This is a genomic window from Streptomyces sp. NPDC033221, from assembly GCF_055577005.1.
Map to the genome: position 1 here is coordinate 149,546 of NZ_JBVIQN010000007.1, position 22,489 is coordinate 172,034.

21 protein-coding genes are annotated in these 22,489 nt (G+C 72.4%); 7 read left to right on the forward strand and 14 right to left on the reverse strand.

The genetic code is table 11. From position 1 onward, the window contains the following. Window positions 1-187: 187 nt before the first annotated feature. Window positions 188-1,216 (reverse strand): LLM class flavin-dependent oxidoreductase, encoded by a 1,029-nt coding sequence (locus ACZ53K_RS11580; RefSeq protein ID WP_468834215.1) that lies wholly within the window; start codon window positions 1,214-1,216, stop codon window positions 188-190. A 189-nt stretch (window positions 1,217-1,405) separates the two neighbouring features. Between ACZ53K_RS11580 and ACZ53K_RS11585 the strand changes: the two genes are divergently transcribed. Next, window positions 1,406-1,723, forward strand: coding sequence for an ATP/GTP-binding protein (locus tag ACZ53K_RS11585; protein WP_078624473.1), 318 nt, complete (start codon window positions 1,406-1,408; stop codon window positions 1,721-1,723). Between the two features lie 7 nt (window positions 1,724-1,730). On the opposite strand, the gene ACZ53K_RS11590 is transcribed toward ACZ53K_RS11585, so the two are convergent. The 7 genes from ACZ53K_RS11590 to mce all read right to left on the reverse strand — a co-directional run bounded on the left by ACZ53K_RS11590 (window position 1,731) and on the right by mce (window position 12,503). Continuing rightward, window positions 1,731-3,026 (reverse strand): ABC transporter permease, encoded by a 1,296-nt coding sequence (locus ACZ53K_RS11590; RefSeq protein ID WP_468834217.1) that lies wholly within the window; start codon window positions 3,024-3,026, stop codon window positions 1,731-1,733. Further along, complete coding sequence (locus ACZ53K_RS11595; RefSeq protein ID WP_468834219.1) at window positions 3,023-4,309, reverse strand: ABC transporter ATP-binding protein; 1,287 nt, start codon at window positions 4,307-4,309, stop codon at window positions 3,023-3,025. The genes ACZ53K_RS11590 and ACZ53K_RS11595 overlap by 4 nt, the downstream gene beginning before the upstream one ends. Before the next feature lie 150 nt (window positions 4,310-4,459). Continuing rightward, window positions 4,460-5,233: an ABC transporter permease gene (locus ACZ53K_RS11600; RefSeq protein WP_468834221.1), complete on the reverse strand. Its 774-nt coding sequence runs from the start codon at window positions 5,231-5,233 to the stop codon at window positions 4,460-4,462. A 2-nt stretch (window positions 5,234-5,235) separates the two neighbouring features. After that, a complete protein-coding gene (locus ACZ53K_RS11605) occupies window positions 5,236-6,291 on the reverse strand; it encodes an ATP-binding cassette domain-containing protein (protein WP_468834223.1) in 1,056 nt (351 codons plus the stop codon). A gap of 241 nt (window positions 6,292-6,532) precedes the next feature. Then, entirely contained in the window at window positions 6,533-7,471 is a 939-nt protein-coding gene (locus ACZ53K_RS11610; RefSeq protein ID WP_030022165.1) for a coiled-coil domain-containing protein, read from the reverse strand. Between the two features lie 114 nt (window positions 7,472-7,585). Next, window positions 7,586-11,830, reverse strand: a complete 4,245-nt coding sequence (gene scy, locus ACZ53K_RS11615; protein WP_468834226.1) for a polarized growth protein Scy — start codon at window positions 11,828-11,830, stop codon at window positions 7,586-7,588. A 199-nt stretch (window positions 11,831-12,029) separates the two neighbouring features. Next, entirely contained in the window at window positions 12,030-12,503 is a 474-nt protein-coding gene (gene mce / locus ACZ53K_RS11620; RefSeq protein ID WP_468834228.1) for a methylmalonyl-CoA epimerase, read from the reverse strand. A gap of 173 nt (window positions 12,504-12,676) precedes the next feature. Here mce and ACZ53K_RS11625 point away from each other — a divergent pair, with 173 nt between their 5' ends. Continuing rightward, window positions 12,677-13,852 (forward strand): acetyl-CoA C-acetyltransferase, encoded by a 1,176-nt coding sequence (locus ACZ53K_RS11625; protein ID WP_468834544.1) that lies wholly within the window; start codon window positions 12,677-12,679, stop codon window positions 13,850-13,852. Window positions 13,853-14,002: 150 nt separating this feature from the next. After that, the gene (gene meaB, locus ACZ53K_RS11630) at window positions 14,003-14,959 is read left to right on the forward strand and encodes a methylmalonyl Co-A mutase-associated GTPase MeaB (RefSeq protein WP_468834231.1); all 957 of its coding nucleotides are present in this window, start codon (window positions 14,003-14,005) and stop codon (window positions 14,957-14,959) included. A gap of 248 nt (window positions 14,960-15,207) precedes the next feature. On the opposite strand, the gene ACZ53K_RS11635 is transcribed toward meaB, so the two are convergent. After that, entirely contained in the window at window positions 15,208-15,855 is a 648-nt protein-coding gene (locus ACZ53K_RS11635) for a PepSY domain-containing protein (protein ID WP_468834233.1), read from the reverse strand. A gap of 126 nt (window positions 15,856-15,981) precedes the next feature. On the opposite strand from ACZ53K_RS11635, the gene ACZ53K_RS11640 reads away from it, so the two are divergent. Together ACZ53K_RS11640 and ACZ53K_RS11645 are read left to right on the forward strand one after the other, a co-directional pair. Continuing rightward, complete coding sequence (locus ACZ53K_RS11640; protein ID WP_468834235.1) at window positions 15,982-16,644, forward strand: response regulator transcription factor; 663 nt, start codon at window positions 15,982-15,984, stop codon at window positions 16,642-16,644. Further along, the gene (locus ACZ53K_RS11645; RefSeq protein WP_468834237.1) at window positions 16,637-18,031 is read left to right on the forward strand and encodes a sensor histidine kinase; all 1,395 of its coding nucleotides are present in this window, start codon (window positions 16,637-16,639) and stop codon (window positions 18,029-18,031) included. Before ACZ53K_RS11640 ends, ACZ53K_RS11645 begins: the two co-directional genes overlap by 8 nt. A gap of 4 nt (window positions 18,032-18,035) precedes the next feature. Here the strand turns inward: ACZ53K_RS11645 and ACZ53K_RS11650 are convergent, their stop codons facing one another. The 4 genes from ACZ53K_RS11650 to ACZ53K_RS11665 all read right to left on the reverse strand — a co-directional run bounded on the left by ACZ53K_RS11650 (window position 18,036) and on the right by ACZ53K_RS11665 (window position 20,656). Continuing rightward, window positions 18,036-18,512: a MarR family winged helix-turn-helix transcriptional regulator gene (locus tag ACZ53K_RS11650; RefSeq protein WP_468834240.1), complete on the reverse strand. Its 477-nt coding sequence runs from the start codon at window positions 18,510-18,512 to the stop codon at window positions 18,036-18,038. 115 nt (window positions 18,513-18,627) lie between these two features. After that, on the reverse strand, window positions 18,628-19,401 hold the full coding sequence (locus ACZ53K_RS11655) for an AIM24 family protein (RefSeq protein ID WP_468834242.1): 774 nt from the start codon (window positions 19,399-19,401) through the stop codon (window positions 18,628-18,630). Further along, window positions 19,398-20,048, reverse strand: coding sequence for an AIM24 family protein (locus ACZ53K_RS11660; RefSeq protein WP_468834244.1), 651 nt, complete (start codon window positions 20,046-20,048; stop codon window positions 19,398-19,400). The genes ACZ53K_RS11655 and ACZ53K_RS11660 overlap by 4 nt, the downstream gene beginning before the upstream one ends. Continuing rightward, complete coding sequence (locus ACZ53K_RS11665; RefSeq protein ID WP_468834545.1) at window positions 20,048-20,656, reverse strand: AIM24 family protein; 609 nt, start codon at window positions 20,654-20,656, stop codon at window positions 20,048-20,050. The genes ACZ53K_RS11660 and ACZ53K_RS11665 overlap by 1 nt, the downstream gene beginning before the upstream one ends. 160 nt (window positions 20,657-20,816) lie before the next feature. Between ACZ53K_RS11665 and ACZ53K_RS11670 the strand changes: the two genes are divergently transcribed. Together ACZ53K_RS11670 and ACZ53K_RS11675 are read left to right on the forward strand one after the other, a co-directional pair. Then, window positions 20,817-21,161: a DUF3817 domain-containing protein gene (locus ACZ53K_RS11670; RefSeq protein ID WP_468834547.1), complete on the forward strand. Its 345-nt coding sequence runs from the start codon at window positions 20,817-20,819 to the stop codon at window positions 21,159-21,161. Continuing rightward, a complete protein-coding gene (locus tag ACZ53K_RS11675) occupies window positions 21,158-21,463 on the forward strand; it encodes an MTH1187 family thiamine-binding protein (RefSeq protein ID WP_468834246.1) in 306 nt (101 codons plus the stop codon). The genes ACZ53K_RS11670 and ACZ53K_RS11675 overlap by 4 nt, the downstream gene beginning before the upstream one ends. A gap of 10 nt (window positions 21,464-21,473) precedes the next feature. Here the strand turns inward: ACZ53K_RS11675 and ACZ53K_RS11680 are convergent, their stop codons facing one another. Beyond that, window positions 21,474-22,481, reverse strand: a complete 1,008-nt coding sequence (locus tag ACZ53K_RS11680; RefSeq protein WP_468834247.1) for an ArsR/SmtB family transcription factor — start codon at window positions 22,479-22,481, stop codon at window positions 21,474-21,476. Window positions 22,482-22,489: the final 8 nt, after the last annotated feature.

Below are 22,489 nucleotides of genomic sequence, written 5' to 3' on the forward strand. Positions count from 1 at the left end.
AGGACGCGCCAGCGGCAGCATCGGCCAACCCGGCGCCGATCACGCAGAGTCGGCGACGCGTGAACGGGGTCTTCCGTTCACGGGGCCGCGGAGCGGCACTTTCACGCCAGGCGGTGGTGGCCCCGTGCGGGCCGGCCCACCCCACCGGCCCGCCATCCCCGCGCCCGTCCTCCTCTGCGCCTGCGGTTCAGCCGAGCCGCGGCAGCACCTCGGCGCCCAGCCGCCGCACATTCTCCTCGGTGGCGTCCAGATCGCCGGAGCCCTCCACGAGCAGCGCGAAGCGCCGGATGCCCGTCCGCTCCGCCGAGGCCGCGAGCCGGTCGGCGCACAGCTTCGGCGACCCGACCGGATGCAGATCGCAGAGCAGTTCGGTGTACGCCAGCGGGTCACGCGTCGCGCGGTGGCGGCCATCGACCGTCTCATGGGCCGCCAGCCCGCGCCGCAGCCAGCCCGGCATCGCCTTCGTGAGGACCTCGGCCGCGCCCTGGCGGGTGTCGCCGACCTGCACCACACCGGCCGAGACGTGCTCCGCCGCCGCGACTTCGGCCGGGTCCCGCCCGGCCGCCAGCGAGAGCCGGCGCCACAGCGCGACCATCCCGGCCTTGTCCTCGTCACCGCTGTGCATCCCGAGCAGCATGGGCAGCCCGCGCTCGGCGGCCAGCCGTACCGACCCGGGCGAGGTGCACGCGAGGACGACGGGCGGCCCGGCCGGCATCTCCAGCGACTCGTCGGGCCGCGGTACGACGGCCACCTCCCGGAAGGAGTGACGTTCTCCCGCGGCGCCGACCCTCGGCTCGCGCAGCCAGCGCAGCAGCAGGTCCAGCGACTCGGGGAAGTGCTGTTCGAAGGCGGCCAGTCCGGTGCCGAACACCTCCAGGTCCACCCAGGGACCGCCCCGGCCGACACCGAGCGTGAACCGCCCGCCGGTGGTCAGGTGCAGTATGGCCGCCTGCTCCCCGAGGGCGACCGGGTGCTGTGTCGGCAGCACGCTGACGGACGTGCCGACACCGATCCGCTGCGTACGGCCCAGCAGCAGGGCGGCCAGCGTCGCCGCCGACGGGCACACTCCGTACGGCATGAAGTGGTGCTCCGCCAGCCAGACCGCATCGAGCCCGGCCTCCTCGGCGACCTCCGCGGACCGCACCGCCCGGTGCAGTGCCTCCCCCTGCCCCTGACCGGGAAACTGAGCGGCCAGAATGAAAGCCCCAACGCGCATCGCTCTTCTGCCTCCTCGCAGCCGACGCGACATCCCCCTAACAGGCAACAACGGGTGACACGTGCCAAGGGCACGGCCTGGACCGAAGTTTCCTGATGATCGCAGGATTGTGGTGGCCGACTACGCCCCATGACGGAGCCGCGTAGGGTGGTGACGGCCCGTGACCCCGCAGATTTCCCGAGGTGCCCAGTGTCTCCGCGTCGAAACCGCCCTCGCGGCGGTGAGAAGCCAGCCGATCACGCGGGCGGGGGCCGCTACGGTCTCGAACGTACCGAGGAATGGCGCGGCGAGGAGTGGGTCGTACGGCACCTGGGGGGCGGCGGGGCGGCCAAGCACTACCGGTGCCCGGGGTGCGACCAGGAGATCCCGCCGGGGGTGCCGCACGTCGTCGCCTGGCCGCGGGAGGGCGACGTGGACGAGCGCAGACACTGGCACAAGGCGTGCTGGAACGCACGGGACCGCCGGAGCGCGCGGCTCCAGCGGTCCCGTAACGCGCCGAGGTACTGACAGGCTCTTACACGTCGCGCTTCTCCAGCGCGGCGTAGGCGCCGCCGAGGACGACGGCGGTGACGCCCAGGAGGACGAGCAGCGGCTGCCAGCCGGACGGGCCTTCGGGCATGAAGGGCTGGTCGTAGATCGCGGCGAGGTTGTTCGGGATCGAGTACTCGATCAGCTTGGTCGCGAACGGGCGCAGGCTGTCCGACCCGATCATGAACACGGCCAGCAGCATCGGCAGCAGGACCAGGCCCATCATCGCGCTGATCGCGCCGGCCGAGTGCCGCAGCAGCGTGCCCGCCCCCAGGGCCAGCAGGCTCAGCACGGCCACGAACAGGCCGGAGCCGACCGTGGCGCGCAGCCACTGGTCGCCGGTCGGCGCCGGGCCGTTGAGCATCCCGGAGTGCGCCACCGCGACCAGCACGTTGGAGACCGTGGTGATGACGAACGTCAGCCCGAACAGGACGATCGCCTTGGCGGTCAGCACCCGGGCCCGGCTGGGGCAGGCCGTGAACGTCGTACGGATCATGCCGGTGCCGTACTCCGAGGCGATCACCAGGACGCCGAGGGGGATCACGCACAGCGTGCCGAGCAGCAGGCCGAACCAGGCGAAGCCGAGTTTGGGCTCGACCACCCGGTCCGGGCTTGCCAGCACCAGCGACATCAGCAGTCCGATGCCGACGTTCAGCAGGACCATCACGCCCAGCGTCCACATCGTGGAGCGCACCGAGCGGATCTTCGTCCACTCGGAGGCGAGGGCGTGGCCGAGGTTCGTACGGCGTACCGGGATCGGCGAGACATAGGCCGGGGCGGCGCCACCGGGGCCGGCGGCCTGCCAGGCGGCCGGGATCTGCTGCTGCTGAGGCGGCAGCTGCGCCTGCTGCTGCGCGGGCTGGTGCGGCTGGTGGAGCGGCTGCTGCGGGGGACCGGCGGGCGGCTGCTGGGCCTGGAGCGTCATCGTGCCCGCGTCCCTCGGAGCACCCTGCGGCCCGGGCGCACCCTGCGGCGCGGGCTGGGCCTGGAGCATCATCGTCCCGGCCTCCTTGCCGGGCGCGGCGGCCGGCGGCTGCTGGGCCTGAAGCATCATCGTGCCGGCCTCGCGCGCCGGAGCACCCGCCTGCGGCGCCTGGGCCGGCTGCTGCGCCGGGGGCTGCTCGGCGGACTGCTGCTCCGGCTGCGGGTGTGCGGCCAGCGGCCGGGGCTCCGGCTGCTCGGCGGGCGGCTGCGGGGCCCCCGCCGGGGGCATCGCGCCGGCGCCGGGGGCGTCGGTGTCGTGCGGCTCAGGCTGCGGCTGCGGCTGCTGAGGGCTGGTCATCGGGCGTCCTCGGTGTGCGGCTTGGACATGTCGGCGGGGGCGGCGGCGGGCGGCATCGGCGCCGGGGCGCCGGCCTGCGGGCCCGGCTGCGGCTGCCCGTACGGGTTCGGCTGTCCGTACGGCGAGCCCTGGCCGGCCATCGGCGGCGGGTACCCCTGGCCCGGCGCGCCACCGGGGCCCTGCGCGTACGGGTTCGGCTGTCCCTGGGCCCCGGGGTGGCCCTGCGGCTGACCCGGGTGACCGGGCTGCCCGTACGGGCCCGGCTGCGGCGCTCCGGGCGCGTACCCCTGCGGCGGCTGCCCCGGTGCACCGGGACCCTGCGGCGCGTGACCGGGCGCCTGCTGCTGGAGGCCGGCCCGCTGGTCGGTCGTCGAGCGGTAGTCCACGACGCCCTGCGTGAGCTGCATGTACGCCTCTTCCAGGGACGCCTGGTGCGGCGACAGCTCCCACAGGCGGATGTCCGCGTCGTGGGCGAGGTCGCTGATGCGGGGCAGCGGCAGTCCGCTGACGCGCAGCGCGCCGTCCTGTTCCGGCACGACCTGGGCGCCCGCCTCGCCGAGCAGCGAGCCCAGCTTCTCGCGCAGCGCCGGCTCGGTGTCCGGCGTGCGGACCCGGGCGAAGTCGGCGGAGTTGGCCGAGATGAAGTCCTTGACCGACATGTCGGCGAGCAACTGGCCGCGGCCGATGACGATCAGGTGCTCGGCGGTCAGCGCCATCTCGCTCATCAGGTGCGAGGAGACGAAGACCGTACGGCCCTCGGCGGCCAGCTGCTTCATCAGGTTGCGGACCCACAGGATGCCCTCGGGGTCCAGGCCGTTGACCGGCTCGTCGAAGAGCAGCACCTGCGGGTCGCCGAGCAGGGCCGCCGCGATGCCCAGGCGCTGGCCCATGCCGAGCGAGAAGCCGTTGGAGCGCTTGCGGGCGACGTCCTGGAGGCCGACCACGCCGAGTACTTCGTCGACCCGGCGCGCCGGGATGCCGGAGAGCTGGGCGAGGGAGAGCAGGTGCTGGCGGGCGCTGCGGCCGCCGTGCACGGCCTTGGCGTCGAGCAGCGCGCCGACGTGCCGCGGGGCGTTGGGCACCTTGCGGAACGGGATGCCGCCGATCGTGACGTGCCCGGACGTCGGGGTGTCCAGCCCCAGGATCATGCGCATCGTCGTGGACTTGCCGGAGCCGTTGGGTCCCAGGAAGCCGGTGACGGTGCCCGGCCGCACCTGGAACGACAGCTGGTGCACGGCCGTCTTGGCGCCGTAGCGCTTCGTCAGACCGAATGCCTCGATCATTCTCCGCCCCTCAGAAATGGTTCGGGGCAGAGGTGCTCTCGTACCCCCGTGAGGGTTAGGAGGTTATCCGCAGGCTGACGGTTCCCGTCAAAACGCGGGCCTGCGGGGCGCGTGGGGCTCCGGGGGTTCACGCCGGGCCGGCGTGGCTCCTCAGGCGTCGCGCCGCTTCAACATCACGTATCCGCCGAGCAGTACGGCCGCGGTCCACACGAGCATGATGGCGAAGCCGCCCCACGGCCCGTACGGCACCTCGTCCCCGGTCGGCGGCACCACCTGCATGATCTTCTGACCGGCCTGGTCGGGGAGGTACCAGCCGATCTTCTTGGTGGCCGAGACGTTCCCCAGGATGCTGGAGATCAGGAAGAAGAACGGCATCAGGATGCCCAGCGCCAGCATGGGGCTGCGCAGCATGGTCGCCACGCCCATCGAGAACACCGAGATCAGCGTCATGTACAGCCCGCCGCCCACCACGGCCCGCAGGACGCCCGGGTCGCCGAGGGACGCCGCGTGCGTGCCGAGCATCGCCTGGCCGATGAAGAAGCAGAGGAAGGCCGTCACGAAGGAGATGACGAGGGCGAGCAGGGTGGCGACGGCGATCTTGCTGAAGAGGAAGGTGCCGCGCCGCGGTACGGCGGCGAGCGAGGTGCGGATCATGCCGGTGCTGTACTCGTTGGAGACCACCAGCACCCCGAAGACGATCATCGCGAGCTGGCCGAGGCCCATCCCGGCGAAGCTGATGTTCGTGGGGTCGAAGACGAGCCGGTCGCGCGGGGACATGGTGCCGAAGTCGTTCGAGGCGAGCAGGCAGATCAGCGCGCCCAGCGTGACGGTGACGACCAGCGCGATGCCCAGCGTCCACACCGTGGACCGCACCGACCGGATCTTGGTCCACTCCGATCTCAGGACCTGGGAGACCGCCGCCATCGTCAGGACCCCCGCTTCTTGTTCCGCCAGCCGGCGCCCCAGCCGCCGCCCGGCGGTGTACCCGGGGGCGTGCCCTGGGGCGGCGCTCCCGGCGTCCCGGGAGGCGGCGGAGCGTCCGGCAGGCCGTCCTCCGGCGGCGGCGCGGGCCGCGGCCCGTCCGAGTGCGCGTGGTACTCCACCGACCCGGCGGTCAGCTGCATGAACGCCTCCTCCAGGGATGCCTGCTGCGGGCTGAGTTCGTGCAGGACGATCCGGTGCCGCGCGGCCAGCTCGCCGAGGTCGGCGGCGCTCGCCCCGTCCACCTCCAGCGCGTCACCGGACGCCGCCGCCGCGTATCCGTCGCCCCGGAGCGTGTCCAGCAGCCGCTCGCGCTCCGGCGACCGCATCCGTACGTACGAGCGCGAGTTCTCCCGGATGAACTCCGCCATCGAGGTGTCCGCCAGCAGCCGTCCCTGGCCGATGACGATGAGGTGTTCGGCGGTCAGGGCCATCTCGCTCATCAGGTGCGAGGAGACGAAGACCGTCCGGCCCTGCGCCGCCAGACCCTTCATCAGGTTGCGGATCCAGTGGATGCCTTCGGGGTCGAGCCCGTTGACCGGTTCGTCGAACATCAGGATCTCGGGGTCGCCGAGCAGTGCCCCGGCGATGCCCAGGCGCTGGCCCATGCCCAGGGAGAAGCCCTTGGAGCGCTTCTTGGACACCGCGGTGAGCCCGACGGTGTCCAGCACCTCGTGGACCCGGGCGCGCGGGATGCCGTTGCTCTGCGCCAGGCACAGCAGGTGGTTGAAGGCGCTCCGGCCACCGTGCACGGCCTTGGCGTCCAGCAGCGCGCCGAGGTGTTTCAGGGGATCGGACAGCTGCCGGTAGTGCCGGCCGTCGATACGGACCCGTCCCGACGTCGGGTGGTCCAGGTCGAGCATCATCCGCATGGTCGTGGACTTGCCGGCGCCATTGGGGCCGAGGAAGCCGGTGACGATCCCGGGCCGCACGGTGAAGGTCAGCCCGTCCACGGCGAGCTTGTCGCCGTAACGCTTGGTCAGCCCCTCGATCTCGATCATGTACAGCACGCTAAGCGGGGGCCGGGGGCCCCGCATCTCGGGCGTACCGGACATCGCGCGGCAGGCCCGCCGCGCCCCGCGACCGCTCGTACTGTCTGCTGAAAGCATTCCGCCCGCCCGGCCTCCGGGGAGAGGCGGGCGGGCGGACAACACCTGCCCCGTCGTGCGCGGTACCGGCCGTCACGGGTGCGGGTCGCAAGAACCCACCGGCCGCACCGGCGTCACAACGACGAACGGCGCCTCAGCGCGACTGCTGCGCCGGGACGCCGCGGGAGATCGGCTCCTCGTCCGCCGGGGTACCGGCCGCGGCGACCGCCGCACCGGTGAGCGTCGCGAGCATCTCGCGGACGTTCGTCAGCTGGGCGTTGATCGAGTCCCGGCGGTTGGTCAGCGCCGCCAGCTCCCGCTCCGACTCGCTGCGGATCCGGTCCGCCTTGGCGTTCGCGTCGGCCACGATGTCCTCGGCCTGCCGCTGCGCCGTCTCCACCGTCTGGCGGGCCCGGCGCTCCGCGTCCGTCCGCAGCTTCTCGGCCTCCAGCCGCAGCTGCTCCGCCCGGTGCTCGATCTCCGCCAGCCGCTTCTCGGCCTTGGCCTGACGCGACGCCAGGTCCCGCTCGGACTGCTCGCGGCGCTTGGCGAGGTTGGTCTCGAAGTCCGCCGCCGCCTGCGCGGCCTTGGCGCGGGTCTCCTCGAAGAGGGAGTCCGCCTCCTCCCGCTTGGACTGCGCGTCCTTCTGCGCCTCGGCGCGCAGCGCGGTCGCCTCGCCCTGCGCCTTCTCGACGATGCGGGAGCCCTCGTCCTCCGCCTTGGCCTTGCGGTCCGTCGCGAACTGCTCGGCGTCATTACGGACCTGCTGGGCGGCCGACTCGGCCAGCTCGCGGTGCTGCTCGGCGGCCCGCCGGGCCTCCTCGCGCAGGTCCTTCGCCTCTTCCTCCGCGAGCCGGAGGATCTTCTCCACGCGCGCACCGAGGCCCGCGTAGGACGGTTCGGCGTCATTGACCTGGGCCTGGGCGTTCTGCGTTTCGAGGTGCAGCTCCTCGATCCGCTTCTCCAGCGAGGTGATACGGGCCAGGGCGCTGTCGCGGTCGGCGACCAGCTTCGAGATGCGGTCGTCCACCTGACCGCGGTCGTACCCACGCCGCACGAGCTCGAAGCCGTAGGGGGAGGAAGTGTCGCTCATGGGGTTCCTGTCGAAAGAGACCGGTGAGGTGATAAAGGGAATCCTAGGGGCCGCAACGGCGTGTCATCGAGTCATTGCGCGTTTGAAGTGGAGAATGGCCCCTCATTCGGGTGGCTACCCCTCAGACTGCTTGCCACTCGAACGAGTTGCGCCCGCCCCCGCCGCGGCCTTCGCCCCGTCCTTGCCACCACCGTTGGCCGGGGCCTCGAAAGACTCCAACGCCTCCAGCACGTCCTGGACACGGGAGATCTCCGCGTTGATGTCCTTGCGGCGCCGCACCAGCACCTCCAGTTCCCGCTGCCCCTCCTCCACGATCCGCTCCGCCTCCGCGCGGGCCTCGGCGCGCAGCCGCTCCGACTCCCGTACGGCCTCGGCCTTCTTCTGTTCGGCCTCCTTGAGCAGCCCCTCCGCCTTCTTCACCGCGGCGATCCGCACCTTGCTGGCCTCGCTGCTGGCGTCCGACACCATCCGCTTGGCCTTCTCCTCGGCCTCCGCCTGCTGCTGCGTGGCCTGCGCGATCAGCTTGTCGACACGCTCCCCGGCGTTCTTCATCGTCTCCGACGACTCGCGGCGGGCCCGCTCGTGCAGCTCCTCGACCTCGCCCTCGATCCGGGTCCGCAGCTCCTCGGCACGTTCCCTTATCGCGGTGGCGTCCCCGCGGGCCTCGCTCAGCAGGACATCCGCGTCCGTACGGGACTTCTCGACCATCGCGTTGCCCTCGGCGGTGGCCTCCTGGACGATCCGGTCGGCCTCCTTGCGGGCCGCGCCCACCATCAGGTCGGCCTGCTCCTCGGCGGCGGTCGCCGACTTCAGCGCCTCCTCCTGGGCCTTGGCCACCAGCTGGTCGGCCTGCTCGGCGGCGTCCGCGCGGCGCTGCGCCGCGTCCTTGCGCGCCGCGTCGACGGTCTGCTCCGACTCCTCCAGCGCCTCGGTACGCAGCCGGTCGGCCTCGGCCTCCGCCTCCTCCTTGATCCGCTCGGACTCGGCCCGCGTACGGGTGGCGTGCTCCTGCGCCGAGGTGACGGTGTCCGCCGCCTCCGCCCGCAGCCGGTCCGCCTCCGCGGTGGCCTCGGCGATCATCCGGTCCGCCTGCTCACGGGCGTCCGCCCGGGTGCGGTCGGCGTCCCGCTCGGCGCCAGCGACGGCCTCCGCCGCGTCCGCGCGCAGCTTCTCGGCCTCGCTGCCCGCCTCGGACATCAGCTGGTCGGCCTGCTCGGCGGCGTCCGAACGGGTCTTGTTCGCCGCCTCGCGCGCCTCGTCGCCGGTCCGCTCCGCCTCCCGGCGCGCGGTCTCCAGCGCCTCGGCCGCCTCGGCCCGCAGCCGCTCCGCCTCGGCGGTCGCCTCCGCGACCAGCTCCGCGGCCCGCTGCTCGCCCTCGGCCCGCAGCCGCTCGGCGGTCTCCCGGCCCTCGCGGACCGTGCGGTCCGCGTCGTCCTGCGCCGAAGAGGTCAGCTCGGTCGCCTCGGTGACGATCCGTTCGGCCTCCGCGCGGGCCTCGGTGAGGAGCTGGTCCACCTGTTCGGCGGCGTCCGAACGCATCCGGTTGGCGTCGTTGCGGGCCTCCGCGCGGGCCCGGTTGGCGTCCTGCTCGGCCGAGGCCAGCGCGTCGGACGCGTCCGTACGCAGCTGCTGCGCCTTGGCGGAGGCGTCCGCCACCAGCTTCTCGGCCTGTGCGGTGGCCTCCGCGACCAGGCTGTCGGCCTGCTCGGCGGCGTCCGTACGCGCCTTGCCGGCCGCCTCGCGCGCCTCGTCGAGCGTGCTGTCGGCCTCCGCGCGCAGCCGGTCGGCCTCCGCGATGGCCTCCGCGACCGTCCGGTCGGCGAGGGCCTTGGCGGCCTCGGCCTCCTCCTGCGCCTCGCGGCGGGTGCGGCCCGCGTCCTCGGCGGCGCGCTCGCGCTCCGCGTAGGCGTCGGCCCGTACCCGGTCGGCCTCCTCCTGCGCCTCGGTCCGTGTCCGGTCCGCGGCGTGCTCGGCCGCCGAGCGCAGCCCGGCGATCTCCTCCTCGGCCTGCTCGTGCAGCCCGGAGACCGCGTCCCGCACCTGCTGGGCGGTCTGCTCGGCGGCGGTGACCAGCTCGTCGGCGCGCCGGTCCGCCTCCTCGACCAGCCGCTCCGCCTCCTCCTGTGCCTCGGCGACCCGCTTGCGGGCCGAGGCCAGCAGTTCCTCGCTCTGCTCGCGCGCGGCCGTGCGCTCCTGGTGGGCCTCCTCGCGGGCCTCGCCGAGCAGCTCCTCGGCCTCCCGGCGACGGCGGGCCGCCTCCTCCTGGGCAGCGGCCAGCGCCTCGGCGGCCTCGGCGCCCGTGCGCTCCGCGGCGGCCGCGGCCTCCGCGCGCACCCGGTCCGCGGTCTCCTGCGCCTCGGTCTTCAGCCGCTCCGCCTCGGCGGCGGCGTCACTGCGCAGCCGTACGGCGACGGACTCGCCCTCGGCGCGCGCGGCGGATGCGTCGGTCGCCGCCTCCGTCCGCAGCCGCTCGGCCTCCTCCTCGGCCTGCTGCTGGAGCACCCGCAGCCGCTCCGCGGACTCCGCCTTGAGCTTGGCGGCCTCCTCCTGCGCCTCCCGGCGCAGCTTCTCTGCCTCGCCACGGGCGTCGTGCAGCGACTCCTCGGCCGCGGCGACCTTCTCGGCGGCCTCCGTCTGCAGCCGGTCCAGCTCCTCCTGGACCTCGGCGCGGCGCTCCGCGGCGGCCTCCTCGGCCTCCGTACGCAGCTGCCGCGCGGCCTCCTCGGCCTCCGACCTCAGCTCCGCGGCGGCCTCCTCGCCCTCGCCGCGCAGTTCCTCGGCCTCCTCGCGGGCGCGCTCCAGCGCCTCCTCGGCCTGCTTGCGCAGCGCCGTGGCCCGCTCGATGGCCTCGGTACGGACCCGCTCGCTCTCCGCGCTCGCGCCCGAACGCGTCTCCTCGGCGTCCGACTTCGCCTTGGCCAGCAGCTCCTCGGCGGTGGCGGCCGCCTCCTCGATCTGCTGGACCGCCTCCCGGCGCGCCTCGGCCCGGATCCGGTCGCCCTCGTCGACGGCCTCGGCCCGCAGCTGCTCGGCCTCGCCGCGCAGCCGCCGTGCCTCCTCCTGGAGCTCGACGGTCTTGGCGCGGTACTCCTTCGTGTCGTCCTTGGCGGCGCCCTTGAGCTGCTCGGCGGTGTCGTGCGCCTCACCGCGCAGCCGGTCCGCCTCGGCCTCGGCCTCCCGGCGGACCCGCTCGGCCTCCTCGGCGGCGGCCTTCGTGGTGGCCTTGGCGTCCTCGGACGCCTTGGTCAGCACCTCCTCGGCGGTCCGCGCGGCCTTCGCGAGCTGCGCCGCGGAGTCCTCCGCCGCCTTGGAACGGGCGGCCTCCTGCGCCTCGGCGACCAGCCGCTCCGCTTCCGCACGGGCGTCCGCGCGCAGCTGCTCGGCCTCCGCCTTGAGGGCTTCGGCCTCCTTCGTGGCCTCACCGACCAGCCGGGCGATCTCCGCCTTGGCCGTCCGCAGCCGCTGCTCCTGGTCCGACTCGGCGGCCGACAGCCGCTTCGTGGCGCTCTCCTGCGCCTCCGAGACCAGCTTCTCCGCCTCGGCGCGGGCCTCGCGCAGCGCGCGGTCGGCCTCCTGCATCCGGGCCTCGGCGGTCCGCGTCAGCTCGGCGGCCTGCCGGCGCGCCTCCTCGGACTCCGTACCGACGCTGGTGCGCAGCTGCTCGGCCTGGTCCGTTGCCTCCTGGGCCTGGGTGGAGGCGGCGTTCAGCAGCCGCTCGGCGTCCGCCCGGGCCCGGCGCAGGATCGCGTCGGCCTCGGTGCGCGCCTGCTCGGCCTCGCTGCCCAGCCGGGCGCGGGTCTGCTCGGCCAGCCGCTGTGCCTCGGCGCGGGCGGCGGCCAGCGCCTGCTCGGCCTCGGCCCGCGACTCGTCCATCAGCCGGCGCGCCTGCGACTCCGTGCGGGCGCGCAGCTGCTCCGCCCAGGCCACGTTCTCGTTGACGTGCGACTCGACGGTCTGGCGGCGCTCGTTGAGCTCCTCGTCCAGCCGGCGGCGGCGCTCGACCGCCTCGGCGTGCAGGTCGGCCTCCATGCGCGCCTGGCGCTCGGCCTGCTCCTGCAGCAGCCGCTGCGTCTGCGCGCGCGCCTCACGCACCTCGCGCTCGGCGTCCGTCCGCAACTGGTCGGCCTGGATCTGCGCGTTGCGCAGCAGCTGATCGGCCTGGTGGCTGACGTTGTCGTAAGCGGGGCGGGCCGCGATGGTGCGCCGCGCCTCATGGAGCTTGGCTCGCAACACCTCGACCTGGTACCCGAGGTCGTCGGCGTGCTGGACCGCCTTGTCCCGCTCCGTCTTCAGCCGCTCCATCTCGGCCTCGAACTGCGAGAGGTGGTCGTCAGCCTCGTAGCGGTCGTTGCCCCGCACTGCGCGGTCCCATCCGTCCCCTGGTCATGGTGGCGGCCGGCTCCCATCTGCTCGTCCGCAGCCCGAAATGCCTCGTGCCGGGCGCGTGCTGGAGCTGACCCTTCCGAAGAAATGGTGTCAGATCATCGGCGGAGTGTGGACCGGGCCCCGACCCGGCCCCCGGCCGAAGATGCACTCTACCGGCCGGGGAAGGGAAAGGTCAGTGCTCCGTCGTGGAGGGAGACGTGGAAGCGGGGGCGGCAGTTCCCTCATGAGGGGCCGCGGTGACCAGTTCGGTCAGTACGCCATGGCAGTCCTTGGGGTGCAGAAAGGTGATCCGCGACCCCATGGAACCCACCCGCGGCTCGTCGTAGAGCACCCGGACCCCCTTCTCCCGAATGGCCCCCGCGTCCCCGTCCACATCCGCCGTACCGAAGGCGATGTGGTGCACCCCCTCGCCGTTCTTGGCGAGCCACTTGCCCACCGCGGAGTCCGCCCGGATGGGTTCCAGGAGCTGGAGGTACGAGGCGCCGCCGTCCGACGTTTCGTTGATCTTCAGCATGGCCTCGCGGACGCCCTGCTCCTCGTTGACCTCGGTGTGGAACACCTCGAAGCCGTACGTGGCGCGGTAGAACTCGACGGTCGCGTCGAGGTTCTCGCAGGCGATCCCGATGTGGTCGATTCGCGTCAGCATGGCTCCAGTGCACCGCTCGCACGCGTGGTTACGCAACGTGCGCGCGATCACACCCGCAGCCCGGTGACCCGGCGCCTACCGCTCAGTACATTGACGGGAACCCTCGTTAACCTCCCTGTACAGGAAGGGCCGCGCTGATGTCGACAGCGAACGGTACGTCCAGCACCACCTCCGTGATCGTCGCGGGCGCCCGTACCCCCATGGGCCGCCTGCTGGGGTCCCTGCGCAGCTTCACCGGCGCCGACCTGGGCGGCGCGGCCATCAAGGCCGCGCTGGACCGGGCGGGCATCGGCGGTGACCAGGTGCAGTACGTGATCATGGGTCAGGTGCTGCAGGCCGGCGCGGGCCAGATCCCCGCCCGCCAGGCCGCCGTCAAGGCCGGCATCCCGATGAGCGTCCCGGCCCTGACCGTCAACAAGGTCTGCCTCTCCGGCCTGGACGCCATCGCCCTCGCCGACCAGCTGATCCGCGCCGGCGAGTTCGACGTGGTCGTGGCCGGCGGCCAGGAGTCCATGACCAACGCGCCGCACCTGCTGCCCAAGTCCCGCGAGGGCTTCAAGTACGGCGCCGTCGAAATGCTCGACTCGATGGCCCACGACGGCCTCACCGACGCGTACGAGAACGTCGCCATGGGCGAGTCCACCGAGAAGCACAACACCCGCCTGGGCATCGGCCGCGCCGAGCAGGACGAGATCGCCGCCCGCTCCCACCAGCGGGCCGCCGCCGCCCAGAAGAACGGCCTCTTCGAGGCCGAGATCACCCCCGTGGAGATCCCGCAGCGCAAGGGCGAGCCGGTCGTCTTCAGCAAGGACGAGGGCATCCGCGGGGAAACCACCACCGAAACCCTCGCCAAACTCCGCCCCGCCTTCGCCAAGGACGGCACCATCACCGCCGGCACGTCCTCCCAGATCTCCGACGGCGCCGCCGCGGTGGTCGTCATGAGCAAGGCCAAGGCCGAGGAACTCGGCCTGGAGTGGATCGCGGAAATCGGCCCGCACGGAAACGTGGCAGGCCCGGACAATTCCCTCCAGTCCCAGCCCAGCAACGCGATCCGCCACGCCCTGGGCAAGGCCGGCCTCACCGTCGAGGATCTTGACCTGATCGAGATCAACGAGGCGTTCGCCGCGGTGGCCGTGCAGTCAATGAAGGATCTGGGCGTATCGCCGGAAAAGGTGAACGTCAACGGCGGGGCGATCGCGCTCGGTCACCCGATCGGCATGTCCGGCGCCCGCATCGTGCTCCACCTGGCACTGGAACTGCGGCGCCGGGGCGGCGGCGTCGGGGCCGCGGCGCTGTGCGGCGGTGGCGGTCAGGGCGACGCGCTGATCCTCCGGGTGCCGGGGAAGTAGGGCCGCGCAGGCGGGGCGGGGTGGCGGGCGGCGTACCGCGTCGCCGCCACCGGCGTCCCCCGCGTCGTCGCCTGCCGGCCCCCTCGCTCGCCGCGCGTCGCACACATGCTCCACATGCCCCACACGGAACGAACTGGGAGGAACTGGCCGATGGTGGACGTCCCCGAGCTGGTGGAACAGGCCCGGCAGGGCCGGCCGCGGGCCGTGGCCCGGCTGATCTCGCTGGTCGAGGGCGCGTCCCCGCAGCTGCGTGAGGTGATGGCCGCACTGGCTCCGCTGACCGGCCGGGCCTATGTCGTCGGCCTCACCGGCTCGCCCGGAGTCGGCAAGTCGACATCCACGTCCGCCCTGGTCAGCGCGTACCGCCGGGCCGGCAAGCGGGTGGGCGTACTCGCCGTCGACCCGTCCTCCCCGTTCTCCGGCGGCGCCCTCCTCGGCGACCGCGTACGGATGTCGGACCACGCGTCCGACCCCGGCGTCTACATCCGCTCCATGGCCACCCGCGGCCACCTGGGCGGCCTCGCCTGGGCCGCACCCCAGGCCATCCGGGTCCTGGACGCGGCGGGCTGCGACGTGATCCTCGTCGAGACGGTGGGCGTCGGCCAGTCCGAGGTCGACATCGCCGGCCAGGCCGACACGACGATGGTGCTGCTCGCACCGGGCATGGGGGACGGCATCCAGGCGGCCAAGGCCGGCATCCTGGAAATCGGCGACGTCTACGTCGTCAACAAGGCCGACCGCGACGGCGCCGACGCGACGGCCCGCGAACTGAACCACATGCTCGGCCTCGGCGAAGCCCGCGCGCCCGGCGACTGGCGGCCCCCCATCGTCAAAACGGTGGCCGCCCGGGGCGAGGGCATGGACGAGGTCCTGGAGGCCCTCGAAAAGCACCGGGCCTGGGCCGAGGAACACGGCACCCTCACGGAACGCCGACGCGTGCGGGCGGCTCGCGAGGTCGAAACCATCGCCGTCACCCGCCTCCGCGAACGCATCGGCGACCTACGAGGCGACCGCCGCCTGTCCGTCCTGTCGGAACGCATCGTGGCGGGCGAACTGGATCCTTATGCGGCGGCGGATGAGCTGGTTGCCGGGTTGACGGCGGGGTAGTTCGGCGATGCGCGCTTTGCGCGCGTTGTTTCGGGGTTCGGCTTTTCCGGCGTTGTGGTTGCCGTTCAGGTGTCCTCAAACGCCGGACGGGCTGGGGTTGTGCGGGGCGGGCTGGGTTTATGCGTGCGGGGGGGGCACGTGGTGCGCGGTCGGTCCGGTGGGTGGGGGGCTCGGGCCCCCGCAGGGGGGTGAACCCACGAACGAGGCCCACCCCCCTGAGGTGCGTCGTCGGCTGCCCCCGGGAAGGACTAGTCGTCCTGGCCGTCACCATCGGCCTCCCGCGGTGCATCCGACACCGCCCCCGTCTTCGGATCAACGAGCACCTTGTGCTCCTTCCCGTCCTTGGTGACGGTTTCGACCTCCCAGGCGGCGCTCGCACGGTGGTCGTCGTCCAGGTCGACGGAGGTGACGGTGCCGTACTTGGCGGCGGCCTTCCGGGCCGCCTCCGTGGCGTCGACGGTGGCACCCTTCAGCTCGGCGCGGGCGTGGTCGACGCCGTGGTCATCGTCACCCTCGTGCTCGACGCGCTGGTTCAGGACCTTCGCGTCGCCCGCGTCGAGGGTGACCTCGTGCCACTTGTTGTCCTTGCCGAGGATGTCGACCTCCCAGACCAGGCCGGGCCGGTCCTGGTCGAGGTCGATGCCGGTGACGGTGCCGGGGGTGGCCTTCAGGGCCGCGGCGGCGGCCTGCGGGGCGGAGACGGTCGCGGCCTTGGCCTCCCGTGCGTCCTCGTTCACGTCGTCGTTGGGCACGTTGACACTGGACCGCGGCGTCGAAGACGCGCTCGGCGTCGAAGACGCCTGCGCGGAGTCGCCGCTGAAGGCGACGGCGGTAGCGGTGCCGCCGCCGATGAGGGCGGCCGCGGCCACGGTGGCGATGACGATGTTGCGCTTCATCTCGGTTCGTTCTCCCCGGTTGGTGAGGTGTTGCTCGATGACGTGGTCCACCGTGGCGGAGGGAAGCTGAAGCCAGGCTGAAGTCACCTGAAGCGGGCTTCAGGCAGGCGATGGCATCGTGTGCGTATGCGCCTGTTGATCGTGGAGGACGAGAAGCGGCTGGCTCTGTCGCTGGCCAAGGGACTGATGGCCGAGGGGTACGCGGTCGATGTGGTGCACGACGGCCTGGAGGGCCTGCACCGGGCGGGTGAGGGCGCGTACGACCTGGTGATCCTGGACATCATGCTGCCGGGGATGAACGGGTACCGCGTGTGCGGCGCCCTGCGCGCGGCAGGCAATGACGTACCGGTGCTGATGCTGACGGCCAAGGACGGCGAGTACGACGAGGCCGAGGGGCTGGACACCGGCGCGGATGACTATCTGACGAAGCCGTTCTCCTACGTCGTGCTGGTGGCCCGCGTGAAGGCGCTGCTGCGCCGGCGCGGGCGCTCGGCGCTGCCTGTGCTGCGGGTGGGTGAGCTGAGCATCGACCAGGGCGCGCGCCGCGTGGAGCGGGCCGGCGTGGAGGTGACGCTGACGGCGAAGGAGTTCGCGGTGCTGGAGCAACTGGCGCTGCGCGCGGGCAACGTGGTCTCGAAGGCGGAGATCCTGGAACACGTGTGGGACTTCGCGTACGAGGGCGACAACAACATCGTCGAGGTGTACGTGAGCGCGCTGCGCCGGAAGCTGGGTGCCGCGGCGATCGTGACGGTGCGCGGCGCCGGGTACCGGCTGGTGTCCGGTGCGTAGGGTCTTCGGGAAGGTACGGGTTCGGGCCGCGGTGGGGGCCTCGCTGGTGGTGGCGGTGGCGCTGGTCGCTGCGGGGGCGGCGCTGCTGCTGGTGCTGCAGCACAACCTGGTGGGGCAGGCGGATCTTCAGGCGGAGAACGCAGCGCGGGAGGTCGCGACGCAGATCGCGACCGGCAAGCCGTACGACAAGCTGGATCTGCCGGACGGGGACGACCGTCCGGTGGTGGTGCTGGCCGAGGACGGGCGGGTGCTGGCGGCGGGTGACGACGTCCGGGCGGTGGACGGGAAGGCCGTGACGGAGCGGCATGCGCCGGCCGCGCGGCAGCCGGACGACGACGATGACGATCACGGGATCAAGCCGGGCGAGGTGGAGGACGAGGCCCGGCACAGTGCCGGTACGGCGATGGTCGGGCGGCGGACGGCGGACTATCGGTTCGCCACCGTCGAGGCCAAGGACACGCAGGGCGGCAAGGCCGTGGTGCGGGCGGGTTCGCCGCTGGCGGCGGAGCGCGAGGCGGTGGGTTCGGTGCGTACCGCGATGCTCATCGGGCTGCCGTGTCTGCTGCTGGTGGTGGCGGGTGTGACGTGGCTGGTGACGCGGCGGGCGCTGCGTCCGGTGGAGGGCATCCGGCGGGAGATGGCCGTGATCACGGCGAGTACGGACCTCTCGCGGCGGGTTCCGGAGCCGGGGTCGCGGGACGAGATCGACCGGCTGGCCCGTACGACCAACGAGACGCTCGGCGCGCTCCAGACGTCGGTGGAGCGGCAGCGCCGGTTCGTCGCGGACGCCTCGCACGAGCTGCGCAGTCCGATCGCGAGCCTGCGGACGCAGTTGGAGGTGGGCATCGCGCATCCGGAGCTGCTGGACGCGGAGGGCGCCGTGGAGGACGTCGTACGGCTGCAGAATCTGGCGGCGGACCTGTTGCTGCTGGCGCGGCTGGACGCGGGGGAGCGGCCGGCGGACACCCGCATCGACTTGGCGGCGCTGGTGCGGGAGGAGGTCTCGCAGCGGGTGGGGGACCGGATCGCCGTGCAGGTGGGGGACTTGGACGGGGTGGAGGTCGCCGGGTCGCGGAGTCAGGTGGGGCGGGTGCTGGGGAATCTGCTGGACAACGCGCAGCGGCACACGGCGGGCGCCGTGAGGGCGGGTGTGGTGCGCGACGGGCAGTGGGCCGTGCTGCGGGTCGAGGACGACGGGCCGGGGGTGCCGCCGGAGGAGCGGGAGCGGATCTTCGAGCGGTTCGTGCGGCTCGACGACGCCCGCAGCCGCGACGACGGCGGGGCCGGTCTCGGCCTCGCCATCGCCCGCGACGTCGCCGAGCGGCACGGTGGCACGCTGACCGTGCGCGACGGCTCGGTGTTCGAACTGCGGCTGCCGGCGGCGTGAGCCGTCAGATCTTGCCGCGGCGGCCTCTGAGGTGTTCGGCTACCGGGGTCAGGGAGGTCCGCAGGGACTCCAGGTTCTCGGTGGTGAACAGGTCGATGAAGTGCCGGCGTACGGACGCGACGTGGTGCGGCGCGACCCGGCGCATGGTGTCCCAGCCTTCGTCCGTGAGCACCGCGTAGAGGCCGCGGCGGTCGGACTCGCAGCTCTCACGGCGGACCAGGCCCGCGTTCTCCATGCGGGTGATCTGGTGGGACAGGCGGCTCTTGGACTGCAGGGTGGCGGCCGCCAGGTCGCTCATGCGCAGCCGCCGGTCCTCGGCCTCGGAGAGGTTGACCAGGATCTCGTAGTCGTTGTTGGTCAGTCCGAACGGCTGCAGGTCGCGCTCCAGCTGGTGCATCAGCAGTCGGCTGACGTCCAGGTGGGTACGCCAGGCTCGCTGCTCCTGCTCGGTCAGCCAGGGAGTGTCGCTGTCGGTCGTCATGAATGAATTCTACCCGTGAAAGTTGAATGTCGAATTAGTCATGGCTGTGACATGGCTCAGGCGCTCGGTCGGGCGCTTGCTCAGGCGTTCGAGGTCACCGTCTGCAGACTACCGCTCACAGCCCGAAGCGGCGCTGGAGGCCCCCGAGCCCGCCGGGCAGCTGCGGCAGTTGTGAGCCACTTTGGCGAGTTGCCTCACCCCCGCCCGGCACCCCCGCCTCGGCCGTGACCTCGCCCGTCGCCAGCTCGGGCATCAGCTGCTCGGTGGACTGGAGCAGCACCGTGCCGGCCCCGACGAACTCGAACTGGTGCTCCTCGCCGGAGACTCCGCCCAGGCCGGTGTGGGCCCGGACGCCGCCGAGGAATCCGCGCAGGTACTGGTGGTCGTAGTGGTGGCAGGGCGAGGGGCAGTCCGCCCAGCCCACCAGGGCCTGCGGGTCCACCCGGATCGGCGGCTCCATGAAGACGACCGGGCCGTTGGAGGCGGCCACGAACTTGCCCGTGCCGATCAGGGTGAGGAAGCCCGGGACGATCGACTGCTTCAGCGACAGAGATGGCTGAAAGGCGAGCAGGTTGCCCGAGCGAATGGTCAGGTTGCCGTCTTCCAGATCGTAGGAATTGACGTCGAACGCCCGGTCGGCGAGGAGCATCTTGCCCTGGCCCTCGGCGACGACCCAGTCCGCGGCGTGCAATGGCGAATGGAAACTGTGGGCGATCAGGCGGTCCAGCGCGCCGTGCCCGATGCCCTGGAAGTCGATCCGCCCGTAATAGGCGATCATCTTCCCCTTCTGCAGGAACCACTGGCCGTTCAGGTCCACGCTGAAGGTGTACTCGTTGACGTTGTCGTCCGAGGGGAGCGTGTGGGGGTCGTGGATGACGGGACCGGTCACAGTTTCTCCTCCGACGCCTGTACGTAGACGGTGCCCTGGCCGGACAGCTCCAGCTGGAACGCTTCTCCCGAGCCGCGGCCGACCATGTCCCGCCACCCGAGGGCCGTGGACAGCTTGTTGCGGACGTCGCCGCGGTGCGCCACGTACGCCTGCGGGTCGACGTGCACGGGCCGCTGCGGGGTGATCGGCAGCTCGATGACACCGCCGTGTGCCATCACGGCCACCGAGCCCTGCCCCTTGAGGGTCGTGGTGAACAGGCCCTGGCCGGTGACCTGGCCGCGCACCATGCCCATCACGCCGCCCTGCGACCCCATGAACATCGTGCCCTGCTGGAGCGTCCCGTCGAAGGCGAGCAGCCGGTCCGCCTCGACGTAGAGGGTGTCGCCGGTCAGGTCGACGACGTGGATGTGGTGGCCGCCGTGGCCGAAAAGGACCGTTCCGTTCCCTTCCACGGTCATCAGCGGCGTCGCCTCGTTGGCGATCCGCCGGCCGATCATCGAGCCGATGCCGCCCTGGCCGCCCTGGATGTTCGGGGTGAAGCCGACGTCGCCCTGATAGGCGAGCATCGCGCCGCGCTGGCTGTACATCCGCTGCCCGGGGCTGACCTGGGCCCGCACCATGCGGGAGTTCACGAGGGTGAACGGCATCAGACCTCCCCGCCGATCGTGTTGCGCTCGCTGGGCTGTACGTACACCAGGCCCTCGCCCTCGAAGCGGATCTGGAAGGACTCGCCGGAGCCCTCGCCGATGAAGGTGCGGAAGTTCACCCCGGACTGGAAGTGCTGTTTGAGGTCGCCGGTGTGCGCGACGTACGCGCCCGGGTCGACCTGGAGCGGGTACTGCTTGGTGACGCGCAGTACCACGGCGGGTCCGTCGGAGACGATCGCGGCCTGGCCGCTGCCCTCGACGGTGGTGGTGAACAGGCCGTTGCCCTGGGAGGCGCCGCGCAGCCCGGTGAAGGTGGTGCCGGTGCGCAGCGACGCGTCGGTGCACAGCAGGTTGCTGGATTCCACGTACAGCTTCTCGCCGTGCAGCTGTACGAGGTTGATCTCGCTCGCACGGTCGGCGAAATAGCAGGTGCCGTGGCCCTTCACCTCCATCACTTCCATCTGTTCGCCGGTCAGCCGACGGGTGACCATGCCGCGCAGCCCGTCACCGCCGCCGGTCATCTTCTTGAACGTCATCTGGCCGTCGTAGGCGACCATCGCGCCGTTCTTCGCCTTGACGGCATCGCCGGTCATGTCGACGGCGAGCACTTTGCTCCCCTGGAGCCGAAACTGAGCCACAGGATCGAAGGTAACCGGCGCACCGACCCCTGAACAGTGATCCTTTGCGGGCCTGCAACAATGGTGACGCCCTTGTGAAATGCCGCACAAGCGCTCCCGTGCCGCCACCTGCCACCCGAACGAGGTTCCCGTGGAGATCAAGACCGCTTCCGCCCTGCGCCGGCTCCGCCTGGCATCCGTACCCGAAGCCGCCTCTTGGTTGCTGCTGATCGTCTGCACCATCGTGAAGTACACGACCGACTTCAACGCGGTGCCGGTCCTGGGCCCGGTGCACGGCGTGCTGTTCATCCTGTACGTGCTCTTCTGGCTGGACGCCTGGAACCGCACGAAGTGGTCCTTCGGGACCGCCGCCCTCTACTTCGTCCTGTCCATCGTGCCGACCGGCGGGTTCATCGCCGACCGCCGCCTCAAGCGGGAGGCCGAGGCCACCGTCATCGCCGCCCGCGCCCGCCGGGAAGGCGTGGTCAACGCATGATCGTCGCATTCTCGGTGAGCCCGCTGGGGGTGGGCGAGGACGTCGGGGAGTACGTCGCCGACGCCGTACGGGTGGTCCGCGAGTCCGGACTGCCCAACCGTACGGACGCCATGTTCACGTCCATCGAGGGCGAGTGGGACGAGGTCATGGACGTCGTCAAGCGCGCCGTGGCCGCCGTCGAGGCGCGCGCCGGGCGGGTCTCGCTCGTCCTGAAGGCCGACATCCGGCCCTCCGTCACCGACGGCCTGACCTCCAAGGTCGAGACCGTCGAGCGCTATCTCGCGGCAGACTCCGGCGACTGACCGGCACGCCTCAGCGCGGCGGCGTGCCGACCGCACTCCCCGCGCTGAGCGCGATGCCCAGCGGCGTCCGCTCGTACAGCACCTCGTGCCCGTGCCGGCGCGACGTCAGCAGCCCGGCGGCGCGCAGCACCGACAGCTGCGCCGACACCGACGACGGCGCGAGCCCCAGCCGCTGTGCCAGCGCGGTGGTCGACGCCGGCTCCTCCAGCGCGGTGAGCACCGCCGCCCGGTTCACGCCGAGCAGCCGGGCCAGCGCCGGGCCCGTGTCCGGCTCGTGCCACAGTCCGCCGATGCCGCGCGCCGGGTAGACGACGGTGGGCTGCCAGTGCGGCTCGTAGGCGCTCACCACGTCGGGCCATACGAAGACGCTCGGCATCAGCAGCACGCCCCGCCCGGCCAGGTCCTGGATCTGCAGGAACCGGGGGCGGGTGCGGACCGTGAGGGTGCCGCCGGACCAGGTGATCCGCGGGCCGAGGTCGGCGAACAGCTTCTCCAGCCCGTCGCCGGCCAGCTGCCGCGACCGGTAGGCGACCTCGGCCTCCAGCAGGGCGCGCAGCCGCGGCCAGTCCGGGGCCAGCAGCGCGTGCCAGGCCCGTTCGGTGGCGTCGGCCAGCTCCTGTACAGCGCCCGCCGGGTCCGCCAGCATCGCCCGGCCCCGCGGGGACTCGGCGGCGCCCGGCGTACAGGCCAGCGACTTGGCCAGCTCGGCGTGGGCGACGGCCGGGTCCGTGGCCCGCATCCGCGCCAGCTCCTCCTCGAAGGGCGCGAGCGAGGACTCCGGCGGCGGGCCCAGGAAGTCCGGGGTGTAGCCGGGCTGCGGGGACGGCATCAGAAGCCACAGCGCGGACAGGTCCAGGCCCGTCAGCGCCGCGCGCGTCCGCCGCAGCCAGGGCAGGTGGTAGCCGTGCCGGTCGGTGCGTAACAGGGTCCGTACGGCTTCGTGGGTCTCGCACAGCGGCGAGATGGCGAAGCGGATGCGCAGCAGGTCGTCCGCGCCGAAGCGCATGTTCAGCGGCATGGCCGAGG

Coding starts and splice junctions, on each gene's coding strand:
- ACZ53K_RS11640 (WP_468834235.1), top strand. CDS start 15,982: ATGCGCCTGTTGATCGTGGAGGACGAGAAGCGGCTGGCTCTGTCGCTG.
- ACZ53K_RS11580 (WP_468834215.1), bottom strand. CDS start 1,216: ATGCGCGTTGGGGCTTTCATTCTGGCCGCTCAGTTTCCCGGTCAGGGG.
- ACZ53K_RS11590 (WP_468834217.1), bottom strand. CDS start 3,026: ATGACCAGCCCTCAGCAGCCGCAGCCGCAGCCTGAGCCGCACGACACC.
- meaB (WP_468834231.1), top strand. CDS start 14,003: ATGGTGGACGTCCCCGAGCTGGTGGAACAGGCCCGGCAGGGCCGGCCG.
- ACZ53K_RS11595 (WP_468834219.1), bottom strand. CDS start 4,309: ATGATCGAGGCATTCGGTCTGACGAAGCGCTACGGCGCCAAGACGGCC.
- mce (WP_468834228.1), bottom strand. CDS start 12,503: ATGCTGACGCGAATCGACCACATCGGGATCGCCTGCGAGAACCTCGAC.
- ACZ53K_RS11600 (WP_468834221.1), bottom strand. CDS start 5,233: ATGGCGGCGGTCTCCCAGGTCCTGAGATCGGAGTGGACCAAGATCCGG.
- ACZ53K_RS11675 (WP_468834246.1), top strand. CDS start 21,158: ATGATCGTCGCATTCTCGGTGAGCCCGCTGGGGGTGGGCGAGGACGTC.
- ACZ53K_RS11660 (WP_468834244.1), bottom strand. CDS start 20,048: ATGCCGTTCACCCTCGTGAACTCCCGCATGGTGCGGGCCCAGGTCAGC.
- ACZ53K_RS11635 (WP_468834233.1), bottom strand. CDS start 15,855: ATGAAGCGCAACATCGTCATCGCCACCGTGGCCGCGGCCGCCCTCATC.
- ACZ53K_RS11610 (WP_030022165.1), bottom strand. CDS start 7,471: ATGAGCGACACTTCCTCCCCCTACGGCTTCGAGCTCGTGCGGCGTGGG.
- ACZ53K_RS11680 (WP_468834247.1), bottom strand. CDS start 22,481: ATGCCGCTGAACATGCGCTTCGGCGCGGACGACCTGCTGCGCATCCGC.
- ACZ53K_RS11605 (WP_468834223.1), bottom strand. CDS start 6,291: ATGATCGAGATCGAGGGGCTGACCAAGCGTTACGGCGACAAGCTCGCC.
- ACZ53K_RS11650 (WP_468834240.1), bottom strand. CDS start 18,512: ATGACGACCGACAGCGACACTCCCTGGCTGACCGAGCAGGAGCAGCGA.